12 protein-coding genes are annotated in these 14,875 nt (G+C 40.7%); 8 read left to right on the top strand and 4 right to left on the bottom strand.

All coding sequences use genetic code 11. From position 1 onward, the window contains the following. The first annotated feature begins 19 nt into the window (after positions 1 to 19). The 3 genes from trpB to aroC all read left to right on the top strand — a co-directional run bounded on the left by trpB (position 20) and on the right by aroC (position 3,464). Entirely contained in the window at positions 20 to 1,225 is a 1,206-nt protein-coding gene (trpB, locus tag F885_RS12160; RefSeq protein ID WP_005315555.1) for a tryptophan synthase subunit beta, read from the top strand. A 125-nt stretch (positions 1,226 to 1,350) separates the two neighbouring features. Continuing rightward, positions 1,351 to 2,361 (top strand): 50S ribosomal protein L3 N(5)-glutamine methyltransferase, encoded by a 1,011-nt coding sequence (gene prmB / locus F885_RS12165; RefSeq protein ID WP_005315552.1) that lies wholly within the window; start codon positions 1,351 to 1,353, stop codon positions 2,359 to 2,361. Between the two features lie 11 nt (positions 2,362 to 2,372). Then, on the top strand, positions 2,373 to 3,464 hold the full coding sequence (gene aroC / locus F885_RS12170) for a chorismate synthase (RefSeq protein WP_005315548.1): 1,092 nt from the start codon (positions 2,373 to 2,375) through the stop codon (positions 3,462 to 3,464). Between the two features lie 107 nt (positions 3,465 to 3,571). On the opposite strand, the gene F885_RS12175 is transcribed toward aroC, so the two are convergent. After that, on the bottom strand, positions 3,572 to 4,801 hold the full coding sequence (locus F885_RS12175; protein WP_005315547.1) for a GGDEF domain-containing protein: 1,230 nt from the start codon (positions 4,799 to 4,801) through the stop codon (positions 3,572 to 3,574). A 294-nt stretch (positions 4,802 to 5,095) separates the two neighbouring features. On the opposite strand from F885_RS12175, the gene F885_RS12180 reads away from it, so the two are divergent. Continuing rightward, positions 5,096 to 5,842: an iron-containing redox enzyme family protein gene (locus F885_RS12180; RefSeq protein WP_005315543.1), complete on the top strand. Its 747-nt coding sequence runs from the start codon at positions 5,096 to 5,098 to the stop codon at positions 5,840 to 5,842. A gap of 101 nt (positions 5,843 to 5,943) precedes the next feature. Here the strand turns inward: F885_RS12180 and F885_RS12185 are convergent, their stop codons facing one another. Beyond that, entirely contained in the window at positions 5,944 to 8,172 is a 2,229-nt protein-coding gene (locus tag F885_RS12185) for a phosphocholine-specific phospholipase C (protein WP_005315540.1), read from the bottom strand. 31 nt (positions 8,173 to 8,203) lie between these two features. Next, entirely contained in the window at positions 8,204 to 8,428 is a 225-nt protein-coding gene (locus tag F885_RS12190) for a hypothetical protein (protein ID WP_005315539.1), read from the bottom strand. Between the two features lie 169 nt (positions 8,429 to 8,597). Here F885_RS12190 and F885_RS12195 point away from each other — a divergent pair, with 169 nt between their 5' ends. From F885_RS12195 to F885_RS12205, 3 genes are all read left to right on the top strand, one after another. Next, positions 8,598 to 9,083, top strand: coding sequence for a sigma-70 family RNA polymerase sigma factor (locus F885_RS12195; protein WP_005315538.1), 486 nt, complete (start codon positions 8,598 to 8,600; stop codon positions 9,081 to 9,083). Positions 9,084 to 9,090: 7 nt separating this feature from the next. Next, positions 9,091 to 10,053: a FecR domain-containing protein gene (locus F885_RS12200; protein ID WP_005315537.1), complete on the top strand. Its 963-nt coding sequence runs from the start codon at positions 9,091 to 9,093 to the stop codon at positions 10,051 to 10,053. A 231-nt stretch (positions 10,054 to 10,284) separates the two neighbouring features. Beyond that, a complete protein-coding gene (locus F885_RS12205) occupies positions 10,285 to 12,975 on the top strand; it encodes a TonB-dependent receptor (RefSeq protein WP_005315536.1) in 2,691 nt (896 codons plus the stop codon). 47 nt (positions 12,976 to 13,022) lie between these two features. On the opposite strand, the gene F885_RS12210 is transcribed toward F885_RS12205, so the two are convergent. Continuing rightward, positions 13,023 to 13,721 (bottom strand): NAD(P)H-dependent oxidoreductase, encoded by a 699-nt coding sequence (locus tag F885_RS12210; RefSeq protein ID WP_005315522.1) that lies wholly within the window; start codon positions 13,719 to 13,721, stop codon positions 13,023 to 13,025. Between the two features lie 129 nt (positions 13,722 to 13,850). Between F885_RS12210 and F885_RS12215 the strand changes: the two genes are divergently transcribed. Continuing rightward, a complete protein-coding gene (locus F885_RS12215; RefSeq protein WP_005315511.1) occupies positions 13,851 to 14,873 on the top strand; it encodes a helix-turn-helix domain-containing protein in 1,023 nt (340 codons plus the stop codon). Positions 14,874 to 14,875: the final 2 nt, after the last annotated feature.

Here is a 14,875-nt window from a genome sequence, read left to right as displayed (position 1 = left end):
TATAAGAACAGGAAAAGACATGGAACATCAAATTAATGGCGTTGCTTTGCCCAATGAAGCAGGTTTCTTTGGCAACTTTGGTGGTCAGTTCATTCCACCGCATTTAAAAGAAGCCATGGACGAAATTAATGCAGCCTATGAAGAGATTCGTCATACCGCTGAGTTTCAGGATGAGTTGAATGACTTATTCAAAAACTATGTTGGCCGTCCAAGTCCATTGTTCCATGCCAAACGTTTGTCTGATCAATTGGGCGGTGCACAGATTTATCTGAAACGTGAAGATCTAAACCATACCGGTGCGCATAAGATTAACCATTGTTTGGGGGAAGCGTTACTTGCCAAATATATGGGCAAAAGCAAAGTGATTGCTGAGACGGGTGCTGGGCAACACGGCGTGGCTTTGGCAACAGCATGTGCTCTGGTCGGTATTCCATGTGAAATCCATATGGGGCAGGTTGATATCGAAAAAGAACATCCGAATGTTGTGAAGATGAAAATCTTGGGTGCGAAACTGGTTTCGGTGACACAAGGTACTGCGACCTTAAAAGATGCAGTGGATAGTGCCTTTGAAGAATATTTAAAAGATCCTAAAAACTATATCTATGCCATTGGTTCGGTGGTTGGTCCACATCCATTCCCGAAAATGGTTCGTGATTTTCAATCGATTATCGGCAATGAAATCAAAACTCAGTCTAATAGCCGTTTTGGTCAGAATCCTGATTATGTGGTTGCCTGTGTTGGTGGTGGATCGAATGCGATAGGTGCATTCACCGCATTTTTAAATACGCCTGAAGTTCAATTAGTCGGTGTCGAACCTGCTGGTCATGGTCTAGATACCGATAAGCACTCAGCCACTTTGACTTTGGGTAAGCCGGGCCAGATTCATGGTATGGCTTGTTATGTGTTGGAAGATGATAACGGTGAGCCGTTGCCAGTACATTCGATTGCTTCAGGCTTGGATTATCCGGGTGTCGGGCCACAGCATAGTTTCCTGAAAGAGTTAGGTCGTGTGCAGTATGAAACTGCGACGGATCAGGAATGTTTGGATGCCTTTATGACACTTTCACGTGTGGAAGGCATTGTACCTGCCTTAGAAAGTTCACATGCTGTGGCTTGGGCATTACGTGAAGCACCTAAAATGGATAAGAACATTAAGATTGTGGTGAATCTTTCTGGTCGTGGTGATAAAGACTCAGATTATGTGGCTGAAAAGCTAGGTTTATAAGTTCTTAGCCAATATCTTGTTTTAATCGACCGCTTCTTATAGAGAGGCGGTTTTTTTATTGTTAAAACGACCTTAATCCCGTTAGAATAAAGCGTTTTGCAATTAGCACTTTTGGAGACGCCTAAGTGGAGCGACCTACAATCAGCCCTGAACATATACAAGAAGCGGCTGAAAACCTAGTAACCATTCGAGATTTTGTTCGTTTTGGGGTAACCGCACTGCGTCAATATGACGCGCACTTAGGTCAAGGTACTCAAGATTATTTTGCAGAGAGTTCTGCATTGGTACTACAAACGCTATCGCTGGAATGGAAAGCAGATGCTGAAATTCTGGATGCTAAACTTTTACCAAGCGAAAAAGCAGAATTTCTCAGCTTGTTAGAACGTCGTATCAATGATCGTATTCCAACGTCATATTTATTGAACTTGGCCTATTTCTTCAATAAGCCATTCTATGTAGATGAGCGTGTCTTGATTCCACGTTCACCGATTGCTGAGTTGATTGAACAACGTTTTGCACCGTACTGCCTAGATGAAAATGGCCGTATGTTAGAAGCATTAAACAACTTGCCTGAAAATAACAATCCAAAAACACCACAACGTATCTTGGATATGTGTACGGGTTCAGGTTGTATTGCGATTGCGTTAGCTTATGCTTTTCCAGAATCAGAAGTCGATGCGACTGATATTTCAAAAGAAGCATTGGAAGTGGCTTCAATCAACACTGAGCACCATGATAAACAGTATCAAGTGGCTTTACTTGAATCTGACTTGTTCTCAAAAATTCCTGCTGAAAACCAATATGACTTGATCGTCAGTAATCCACCGTATGTGGATGCAGAAGATATGGCAGATTTACCAGAAGAATTCTTACATGAGCCTGAGCTTGCACTGGCTGCGGGTCAAGATGGCTTAGATTTAGTCCGTAAAATGTTAGCCCAAGCTGCTGATTATTTAACGGAAGATGGCTTGATTGTGATTGAAGTGGGTAATTCTGAATGGGCAATGCGTCAGAACTTCAATACAGTTGACTTCCATTGGCTCACTTTCCAAAAAGGCGGTTCTGGTATTTTTGCTTTAACTGCTGAACAATGCCGCCGTTATAAAGAAGTCTTTCAGCAATCAGTTCAAAACTAAGGGGTTAAAGCATGGCAGGGAATAGTATTGGGCAACTGTTTCGAGTAACAACCTGTGGCGAGTCACATGGTGCGGGCTTGATGGCGATTGTCGATGGCGTGCCGCCAGGTCTTGAGCTTTGTGAAGCCGATCTGCAAAAAGACTTAGATCGCCGTAAACCGGGAACATCGAAGTTTGCAACGCAACGTAAAGAACCAGATCAAGTTGAGATTATCTCAGGTATTTTCGAAGGTAAAACCACAGGAACATCGATTGGTTTATTGATCCGTAATACAGATCAGAAATCAAAAGACTACGGCAATATTGCTCAAACTTTCCGTCCAGGCCATGCAGATTACACTTATACGCAAAAATACGGTTTCCGTGACTATCGTGGCGGTGGTCGCTCAAGTGCGCGTGAAACGGCGATGCGTGTTGCGGCAGGTGCAATTGCCAAAAAATATCTTGCTGAAAAGTTTGGTATTGATATTCGTGGACATGTCACACAAATCGGTAATGAAGTCGCTGAAAAACTGGATTGGGCAGAAGTGCCAAACAATCCATTCTTCTGCGGTGATGTGGATGCGGTTCCGCGTTTTGAACAGTTGGTCACTGCTTTACGTGAGCAAGGGACCAGTTGTGGCGCAAAACTTGAAATTGTTGCTGAAAGAGTACCTGTCGGTTGGGGTGAGCCTGTATTTGATCGTTTAGATGCTGATATTGCCCACGCCATGATGAGCATCAATGCGGTTAAAGGTGTTGAAATTGGTGATGGTTTTGCAGTAGCGGGACAATTTGGCCATGAAACTCGTGACGAACTGACGACAGATGGCTTCCTTGCCAATCATGCAGGTGGCATCTTGGGTGGGATTTCAAGTGGTCAAAACATTCGTGTGGCGATTGCACTGAAACCAACTGCAAGTATTACTACGCCAGGTAAAACGATTACGATTGAGCGAGAAAATACCGATGTATTGACCAAAGGTCGTCATGATCCGTGTGTCGGTGTACGTGCAACACCAATTGCTGAAGCAATGCTTGCGATCGTGTTAATGGATCATTTTTTAAGACATCGTGCACAAAATGCAGATGTTGTTGCTCCATTTAAACCAATCGAACCATAATAAAAATATTAAGCCGCACATATAATTTATTATATCTGCGGCTTGTGTCACATTTTAAAATACTTAGATTAAATTAGTTTAATATTCATTTAATAATCATTAATGAATTATAATGCTTCAGAAATCATATTATCTGATGTTGCAATATGATATTGATTACGACCATTACTTTTTGCGATATATAATGCATGATCCGCCTGTGCAACAAACTCAGAAAGACTGTCACCTACACAGGGAACCATTGTTGCAACACCTACGCTAATGGTCACATGTTTTGAAACATTGCTACGTGGGTGCAAAATTCCAATATTACGTACTAACTCCATCAGTCTTTGTACCTGAGTAATGGCTTGATCACGGTCAGTCATTGAAAAGAGTAGTAGAAACTCTTCTCCACCATAACGTGCAGCCAGATCACCACTACGCGAGGCGATAGAGCCCAACATGATGGCAATACGTCTCAGGCATTGATCGCCTTGAATATGTCCTAAAGTATCGTTGTAGAGCTTAAAGAAGTCGATATCAATCATCATGATGGTAATCGGCATTTCATGGCGTGTTGCTCTTTTCCACTCATTTTCCAATACTTCATCTAGGTAGCGTCGGTTGGCAAGACCAGTTAAAGCATCTTGCTGGGATAAAATAGACAACTGTTGTGCTTGTCGCATCAATTCTAAACGATTGAGTTCAATCATACAGTTCTGTAAATAGTTCTCACGGTGCTGGCGATCAGTTGCATAAGCAAGTGCCATACCTAGAAAACTACTGAAGGTATAAGTACGGTTGAGGAAGGTCCAGTCAATTGCACCGCTAAACCATGTACTCGCCGCAATACCAATCAATCCGCCAACCCAACCAGCAATGATGGCTGTGTAGAAACGCATTCCTACAAAAGCATAGATGATGACCACCGCATACATCATCGCGGCATGGAACAGGACATTATTTTGCCCTTGCTCCAATACGTTAATGATGGTGAAAGAGATTGCAACGGCACCAGTTGAGCCGATACAAACATAGTAATCGAACCACTTATTCATGCTTGGCAGGAACGAAAGTAACCATGCCAATGTAATGATGATACCCACCCAACCGTAGGTTGCCATCCAAGTAATACGTAGGTCTGTAGGTAAAACCTGATAAATACCGAAGCTTAGAAATAGATATAAACCTAAAATAATAGGGGCGCGATAGCGGAACTCATGCGCAGCCTCATTTCTGTACTGATCTCGATAGATCACTTCTAATTCTTTAGGAAACCAAACTAAATTTAGCCCGCGAGAAATTAACAAGTCGATTTGTTCTTGTCCCAAAATATTGGAAGCTTTCAACTTCATCTTATCTCTCACCACTCCCAAATGTTGTTATAAATGTCAAAATAGGGATTATTTTTTTACTACGTTACACTGATTTAAATAGAATGTGTATTAGATTATAAAAAAATATTAATTTTTATATAAGGGTCATTGCCTAATATAATGATTCAAGTTTAAATTAGATTCAAGAAATAAAAACTGTTACAAACTAAATCACAAACGATTGTATCTTTACGGTATTAGGATACAATTTATAAAAAAGCAGCAATCATCGAAGATGATTGGATTAAGTCATACGAAATAGGATGCATCGCAATGACTGCTATGAATCAATATGGAACAAAATTAGAAATTACACCCCATTCGGGTTGGGCGCAACGATTCTGGGATGAATTATTACCCTCAAAAGAACGAGTGAGTAAACATCCGTTATTCTTAGATATGGCCAATGGCTGTTTAAGCCTTGAATGCTTTCGTTCAGCCTTACTGAATTTTTATCCACTGGTCGCACATTTTCCTTCCTATATGGCGGGATCGCTAGCAAAAGCGACTGCTTTTTCACTGGATGGGGTAACCGAAACCCGAGACTGGTTGATTCAAAACATCAAAGTTGAGGAGCGGCATTTGAACTGGTATCAGGACTGGGCGGGGGGCTTTGGTCTAACAGTTGAAATGTTGAATAACGTGAAGCCACCTGTTGCAATGAATGCAGTGAATCACTTCCTGTGGGATGTTAATTTTCGTGGAAGTCTAGCAGAGAGTATTGCAGCGACCAATCTTGCGATAGAGTGGGCGACAGGTGACTGGACCATTCAAGTCTATAAAGGGATTCAAACCTATACTCAACATCCTGAAGTAAACATCAATAAGCGTTCTCTAGCATGGTTAAGAGCACATGCACATTATGATGATCTACATCCCTATGAAGCGATGGAGCTGATTAAACGCCTGTGTGATAAAGACCCTGAGCAGCAAAGAAAAGCTTTCCTAGCGGCAAAGGAAGGGCTTGAATATTATGAACTCGCCTTAGATGAGTGCTATAAGCTACAGCATAAAAATTAAGGATTCGTTATTCAGTCTGAATTAGATCTGATCTATGTATGTGATAAAAGTCTCCTTGGTTTTGGAACCAAGGAGACTTGAGTGCTTATTCTGTTTAAATCTTAAACCATCGCAGGGTCACTCACAGAGTCTTCACCTGTTTCTACACGACCTGCAAAGCGACGATAAAACTTAGCATCTTGAGTACACGTCACAGCAAAATCATACCATTGCCAAGCATCTTTCAACTCCCAATGCTGAGTGGCGCTTTGTCCTGCTTTTACGGTTAGTTTCAGTGGAGCGTCAGTTCTATAAATCACTGGGGTGATCACCAACTCAATATCTTTAGCACCCGTATTGTTTAGATCGGCATAAACATTACCATTGGCAATATCATAGCAAACACGAATCTCAGGATTGATTTGCAGATCTTGATTACGGTTCAGATCACCCTTGAAATGTCGATGAAAGCCATTCGGTCCCATCACCCAAAGGTCGTATAAGCCTTGATTGTCTTTCTGCGCATTCCATACATCATCGAGTGTTTTTCCTGCCTCTACAATGTAACGACGTGGAACTCGACTTAAATTTAATTTGTCGTAGACATGAAACACCGCACCTTGTGTCCCTGTATTTGAAAATAGCAGTTTGACGGTTCCGTCATTCAGGCAGCGTGCACTGGTATGCAATTCATAAGGCAGAGCTTTTGAACGACGGATACCGCTGGCTTGAATAGGCAACTGCAAATTGTTTGGAATTGGAACATTGGGTAACTTTTGCTGTGAGCTACGTAATTGATCCGCTTGCTCACGGGTTTGTTTACCGTTTAGTGTTGGCAGTACATCTTCATTCGGTGTTTTAAAGTTAAATGCAGAGGTCAGATCTCCACATACGGTACGGCGATAAGGACTGATATTGCTTTCTTTAACGCCAAAACGTTTTTCGAGGAACATCAATACCGAGGTATGATCAAAGACTTGAGAGTTGACTATCCCCCCACGACTCCAAGGTGAAATCACAAATAAGGGAACGCGGGGACCAGGACCATAAACAGCATTGTCCTTCTTAGGTTGGCTGGTACTGCCTAGAGGTGCATCATGTACATAGTATTCATGACGCATATCCGCTGGGCTGAGGGTTGATTTGCCTGCATACGTATTATCTGGTTGCAATGTTGGTGCTGATGGAGAAGGAACATGGTCAAAATAACCATCATTTTCATCAAAATTGATTAAGAAAACAGTTTTGCTCCAAACTTCAGGCACGGCTGTTAACGCATCTAAGATTTCTTGAATAAACCATGAGCCTTGTACGGGACTTGATGGACCAGGATGTTCACAGTAAATGGAAGGTGCATTGATCCATGATACCTGTGGCAATTTGCCAGTTTTGATATCATTTTTAAATGCATCTAGGAATTCTTCCGGTTTATTACCGGGTAAGGTATTGGCAATGCCTTTATAAAGCGGATTTTTGGCATTATCCGTGGTTGCATCATAGGCTTTGTAAGGCAGCTTTTGTGCGGCTGCGTTATAGGGACTGTTTGGTGCTCCACCACTTGAGACAGGATAACCTGAATCGATATTGGCTTTTCTAAAAGTGCGGAAGGCACCTAGCATGTTATCGCCCCATTCATCGGGCATATTTTGATAACAAATCCAATTGATTCCTGCTTCTTCTAGGCGTTCAGCATAGGTTTTCCATGTATAACCAACATCTACCGTTTTGGGATCTCCATCAATCCAGTCCCATTCATTATTCACAAATGCGGTACTGGTCGGCACTGCACCATTGGTTCCGGTTAAGTGGAATGAACGATTGGCATCTGTACCAGTATGCATAGCGCAGTGATAAGCATCACAAATGGTAAATGCATTGGCCAATGCAAATTGATAAGGGATTTCCTGTTCCTTGAAATACCCCATCGCATAATCTGTTTTATAGGTAGGCCAGTTTGACATACGGCCATTGTCCCATGCTTTTTGGCTATCTACCCAAGTGTGATTGGTACCAGGTGCACGTTGGGCATTATTACTTGAGCCATCTAGATGAAATGGTGTGAGTAAAGCTCCATTACCACGTTGTTGCTGCCAAACGCTGCGTCCATTTTGTAAAGGAATGGTGAAACGATCAGCAAAACCACGAACGCCTTTTAAAGTTCCAAAATAATGGTCAAATGAGCGGTTTTCCTGCATGAGAATCACGACATGCTCAACATCTTGAATGGTGCCTGTTTTATTATTGGCAGGAATGGCTAAAGCTTTTTGAATGCTGGCTGGAAAGGTGGTCAAAGCGGCAGCGCCAAAGCCCGTTTTAAGTGTATTTGCTAAAAATTGACGACGATTAATCACGATATTTTTCCCTATCTAGTTGTTCTTATGCTTATGGTGCACAGCGCATGACTGGTTTTTTGCTGTCATCAGGTTTCGCTGCGACCTGATCGTCGTTTGAGTCATTACACGCTGTGAGTGCGAATAAAAAGGGGAAAACATAAAGACATGCCAACCATCGTTTGGTTTTTTTCAACATTTGCTTCATCCATAACAAAGATGTCAACACACTAGACAGACCGTGTGACAGCTCAGTGTCATCTTTATGACCATTCATTGACGTTTCATATGAAAGTGGGTGTAAAGCGCGCAAATTGATTACTGTAAAAATTAGTTTAAAAAATTCAATTAACTATCAAGTGGATTTCGATTCAGGCAGAAAACAGAGGTGATCATTCGCTTATTTTTTGCTAAGATATTATTAATGATTCTCATTATCTTTTTAAATGTCTGATCCAATCAATACGCTCTATCGTCAACATCATTCTTGGCTGTACCAATGGCTTAAACGACGCCTCAATCATAGTGAAGATGCAGCAGATTTAGCTCACGATACCTTTATTCGTATTTTAAAGCGTAAAGATCAATTGTATTTTGATCAGCCTCGTGCGCTCTTAACCACAGTTGCCAAAGGCATATTAATTAATTGGTACCAGCGTAAGTCAATAGAAAAAGCCTATTTGGAAGCACTGAGTGGTCGACCTGAATATGATGAGATTAGTCCTGAGCAAAAAATATCAGCAATTGAATCACTTTATTTGATTAACCAACTTTTAAATCAAATGCCTGAACGTCAACAGCAGGTGTTTATCTGGTCTCAACTTGAGGGGCTTACCCAGCAAGAGATTGCGAATCGTTTGAATATTTCTACACGAACGGTTATGCGAGATTTGGTTGCTGTACTGACTCAATGTTTAGCGATCATGGATTGATACTTAAATGTCTCAAACACAAATTTTAAAAGAGGCAGCTGAATGGATTGTGCTGATTCAGGCATCAGCATTAACCGATGCTCAACAGATCGAATTTGAAGTGTGGAAAAATCAAAGTGAAGCACATCAAACCGCATGGCTTAAAGCAGAGTATTTACTGAACAGTTTTGAACATTTTCCGGAAAATGGCCATGAAATCATTAAAAAGGGTAATCAAGCTGCAGGGTTTCAGTGGAGCAAACACCTTGTTGTGGCTTGTATAGCATGCTTGGGCAGTGTCATTGCATGGAATTCTGATTATAAATATTTGTGGTTGTCTGATTACAGTACGGCGATTGGTCAACAGAAGAATGTAATACTTAAAGATGGCACACAACTTAAATTAAACACCAGTACAGCACTTGATGTTCGCTATACACCGCATCAACGAACGCTGCGATTGCACTACGGCGAAATACAGATTCATACTGCTAAAGAGCTTCAAAGCTATCGTCCATTCTTTGTCGAGACAGAAAACGCGCATTTACAAGCATTAGGAACAATCTTTAATGTGCAGTATCTCAAAAATAAACAACAGCAAACCTGTTTAGGTGTGATTGAAAGTGCGGTCAAGGTCACGCTGAATCAATCTAAAAAAATGACAGTTGTGCGAGCAGGTGAGCAATTATGCTTTGATGATACTGACTTTAAAGCGTTGGGACAGCTTGATCCGAATGTATTGGTTTGGAAAAATCAAATGATTATGGCATTTGAAATGCCTTTAGAGCAGCTATTTCAAGAGATTGGGCGTTATCAGCATCAATATGTTGATCTCGATCCTCAATTAAGAGGATTAAAAGTCTCTGGTTCTTATCCAGCAAATAACTTAGCCCATTTACAGTCTGCTTTGGAATTAAGTTATCCGCTTAAAATGGAGCGGCATTTAGGTAATCGTGTTATCACAATTCGGGCTAAAAGAGAAAATAATTGAGAATTTCGGTCAGCTTTGGGGCTTTTGACGAGTAATACAGTTAAACCAAATAAACTGACAAAACCTTATCGTAATGACCTTTGCACTACAGTTTGGCCGTATATTTAGAAAGTGTTTTTTTCCGCTGAGATGAAACAAAGCAGAAAAAATTGAAATTTAGTGTCATATTTTTGGAAATCACTTGGTAATGATTATTGAAAATGAAAATCATTACTAAGTGTGGATATTCCAATGAAATTTAAAAAGCAAACATTAGCAATACTCATACACTGTTTTTGTATCAGTGGGGCTTATGCAGAAATACATACATCTATTCAGGTATTAGACAAGCCAGCTGTAGACAGAACCTATCAAATTGCAGAGAACCAATTGGGCTACGTGCTGTCAAGCTTTGCAGCGCAGTCTGGTATCGTCTTAAGTTATGATTCTGAGCAGCTAAAAGGTCTGAAAAGTAAGGGAATATCAGGAAAGTATTCAGTTCAGTACGGTTTTGACTATCTCTTGGCGGATCAACCTTATCAAGTCATCAAACAAGGGCAAACCTATCTCTTAGTTCCCAAAAACAGTTCCATGCTCAGCCATGCGGAAACACTGACTTCTCATGCAAATACGCATTTACACTTAAAGCAGGATGCTAAAGCTATTGTGGTCATGCCAGAAATAAAAGTGAATGCCGAACCACAAAAGCAAAAGGTGAATACCACTCATCTTGATCGGGAACAGATTAGCCGATTTAGAGGAACGGGTAATGGGGATGTGTTTTCCGATATTGCAGGGGTACAGGTCAACAGCTTACGTAATGAGGCAGGTGCAATAGATATCGGAATCCGTGGTATGCAGGGTGAAGGGCGTGTTCCAGTGATCATTGACGGTAGTTTACAGTCCAGTCATACCTTCCGAGGTTATCAGGGCGAGAGTGACCGTACTTATATCGATATGGATTTGATCAGCCAAATCGAGGTTGAAAAAGGTGCATCTCGAGCTAAGTTTAGCGTAGGCGGAATAGGGGGGATTGTAAAAATGCGAACCCTAAGTGCCAATGACATTTTATTGCCGAATCAAAATGCAGGTGTCATGCTCAAAGGAAGTTTTTATAACAATAACAGAACGCCTCAAACCTCAGATAATGAAAAGGAGCAAATGTCTTATTTGCTGCACAATAAAATTTCATCTAATAATTTTCAAAATGGTGCTGGCACATTGGCACTGGCTTATCGGAACGATATGTTTGACTTAGTCGCTGCGTATAGTAAGCGAGAAGTTGGTAATTTCTATGCTGGAAAACATGGTATTGAGTATTACGAAAAGCGGGATATTGTCGATGTTGGTCCAGGCCAAGAGGTGGTGAATACCAGTTATGAAAGTGATTCAGGCATTATTAAAGCTGGAATGAATATCACTGATGAACATCGTGTCGAAGTAAATTTGCGACGTCATATCCAAAAAGCGGGTGAAGTCATGGCCTTTTATTGGAGTCGATCTAAAGTGATTGATCCTAATTCACCATCATACGGATATATCGATGACGAGTATGTTGAGCCACGATATATAGAAGATGCCTATACCATGCCACAGTGGTCTCTAGGTTCAGCAGCCGTTAATGCATTCAGCACCAGTTATACTTATAAGCCGAAACATAACCCTTTGGTAGATCTCGAATTAGGTGTTTGGCATACCAACGCTAAATATCACCAGCACAATGGCATGATTGGGATGAAAAATTCCAGTTATGGAGACCAATATTGGGGGAGTTTCCAAGATTATCGTAGTGGTTTAAACCTTGAAAATACCAGTAAATTTGATCAGGTCACATTGAATTATGGTTTAACCTACGATGAACAGCGTATGAAGCCGCGTAATCTAGTTGATCATGAAATTGCACGGGATGGATTACGCAAAGAGTCCTCAGTTTTCCTCAATGGCGACTATGTTTTTAATGACTTTAGTTTAAGTTTAGGGAGTAAATGGCATCAAGCCAAAGTGAAAGACTATGGTGATCAGTATCGACCAATGACACCTGTGGCGCATTCAGATTTAAATAGCAAGGGTTATGCTGTACGTGACTTTGGAGGGAACATCGATTGGATGTCTCAACTCAACTATAAGTTATGGGACGGTATTGATCTTTATGGAAAACTCTCCAATACACATCGTAGCCCAAGTCTGTTTGAATCAACTGTTTCAGGTCAAACCTTTAGTTATGATCCAGACCTGCCAGTTAAACCTGAAAATTCACGTCTTATTGAGTTAGGATTTATCGGTGAGCGTGAAAACGTGTTTGCTCAAGATGACTATTTGAAATTTAACCTGAATTATTTCCGCAATCAAACGAAAGATTTTCTGACACAGGGCGTACAAAGAAAAGATATTCCGAACCAAATTACACCTGACTTTATTCTTCCCTATACAAGCTCTTATACATTCGTTAATTACAATCAAGTTGTAATGAAGGGCTTGGAGTTTGATCTTTCCTATAATCATCCGAGTTTCTTTACCAGTTTGAATGGAACTTTATATCAAGCACCTAAAGTCTGTCCTGCAAGTAAAGCGGAATGTAATGAAGTGGGTGATTCTTGGAGTCTGATCTCTACCCGTTTGCCACCGCGTAAGATTTTTAATATTACGGTAGGCAAAAACCTATTTGAAAATAAACTGGTTGTCGGTGCTCGTGCTAAGTACCACTCGGAAAAGACAAACCCTAAAGGTTGGTTGGCTGGTACAGGTGTAAGTGGACGAGCTGTGACTGAAATTTCTTCTGAAACTTTAATTGATCTGTTTGCAAGCTATAAGTGGAATCCAAATGTTGCCTTGTCATTTAATGTCGATAACTTAACAAATCGCTATAACTTTGATCCTGGTACGGTGATTGGTATGCCGCTTCCAGGACGTACCATCAAAGCAGGCATTGAAATGAAGTTCTAAGAGATAAAACGATAAGGTTCTTAGCCTAGAGCCTTATCGTTGTTTTATTACAGTGGATTCATTCTATCGTCAAAATTTTCCAGTAACGGAAATGCTAAGGCTTGTAAATCATCTATGTTTTGTAAATAGTGCTCGAAATCACTCACAATCTTTTGTCTATCTTGTTGGCTGATATAAGGCACATGATAGGCAATAAATGGAGGTAGTACTTCAAAGCCGGCATAGGCAAATGTGCCACGTTGCAATGATGATAAATAATGCTCTATTGGCCCATGTACAGAACCTTCACCAAACATATGTTCACGACCGCCAAGTGTTAAACATAACATGGCTTTTTTCCCTGTCATGCCACCATGGTTATAAAAGCGTTTACCGCCGTAAAAAAGACCAGAGACAAATACACGGTCAATCCAACCTTTTAAGATGGCTGGTACAGAGGTCCAATACAAAGGAAAGCTAAATATAACCAGATCAGCACGTTGAACTTTTTCAATTTCAGCTTGGATATCTGCTGAAAATTGCTGCTGTTTAAATGCATGACGCTGTTCCAAAGCATAATTAAAATAATCAGGTTGATTCAGGCTGCCAAAATCATCTTTAGAAGCAACAGGGTTAAAGTTCATTTCATAGAGATCGGAAACCTCGACAGTATGACCTTGCTGTTCAAAGGTTTGCTGTGCTGTATTCTTAAGCGCAGAGGTAAATGACTGCTGTTCAGGATGTGCATGAACGATCAAAATATGCATGATTTCACCAGTTTAAAAGCTGAGTTTTTTGATAGAGCTACTATGCTTAAACCGAGAAAGATGTCATAGTTCATTAACCGCCAATATTTACCATTTTACGCCAAATTTTCACTGTTTCATGGAGACTGCATGAATCCAGAATTACCCGGTACTTATGTCAATCTATTAGTAGATGTCATACAAAAATGGAATGTATCGTCAGAACAGCTTTTGTCTGGAACTGGGATTTCTGCACACACTCTAACTGCGCCATTTTGGTATGTAGATTTCGATATTTTCAATCATTTATTGGATAAAGCAGCCTTACTGACGCATGAACCTGCGATTAGTCTTTATCTTGCAGAGGAAATGCGAGTCTCTTGCTATGGTCATGTCGGCATTGCCGCAACAGCCTCTGACACATTAGGTGATGCAATCAAAATTCTAGAGCAATTTATTGGCTTACATTGTTCTGTGTTTAAACCTAAACTAAAGATAGAAGGTGACTTGGCTTATTTGTATTTCAACCAACCTTCACAAAAATTTAAGTTGAATCGACATGGAATGATGTTTTTGATCTTGGGGTTTTCACAAATTTTGGAAAACTTAGCCCAAAATAAACTTGGAATCCACTTTAAGTTTCAACAAGACAAACCAGATTTTTATAAAAATACTCATAAATTCAATTATTCAAATATCAGTTTCGAGTGTGAAAAAGATTGTTTAAGCTTTCATAAGGCATCGCTATTACGCCCGTTAAAGACAGCAGATGCCTTATTGGCTCGCCTTAGCAAACAACAATGCGAACAAGATGCTGATAAGCTTGCACTGAAAAGGGATCAAAAAAATCGCTTGGATTCAAAAGTCAAAGCCTTGCTATATGATGAAGATGTTGGCTTCTTATCGCTGAAACAGGTTGCTGAAAAACTCCATCTCTCAGAGCGAACCCTACAGCGACAGTTAAGTAATAAGCAAACGTCTTTCCAGAGTCTTGTGGCCGAAGTACGCAGGAACCAGGCGGAGCAATTATTAAAACAGTCCAAGCTTTCGATTGAGCAAATTGCAGAACGGTTGGGTTATGCCGATATTTCCCATTTTTCACGGGCATTTAAAAAGTGGACCAATGTGACGCCTAAGTTTTTCCGTGAAGTCAGCATTGGTCGACTTTCTTGATA

The sequence above is a fragment of the Acinetobacter higginsii genome, assembly GCF_000369845.1.
Lineage (GTDB): Bacteria > Pseudomonadota > Gammaproteobacteria > Pseudomonadales > Moraxellaceae > Acinetobacter > Acinetobacter higginsii.
The sequence above is the reverse complement of the archived record's forward strand: the minus strand, read 5'-3'. Positions and strand labels throughout refer to the sequence as shown.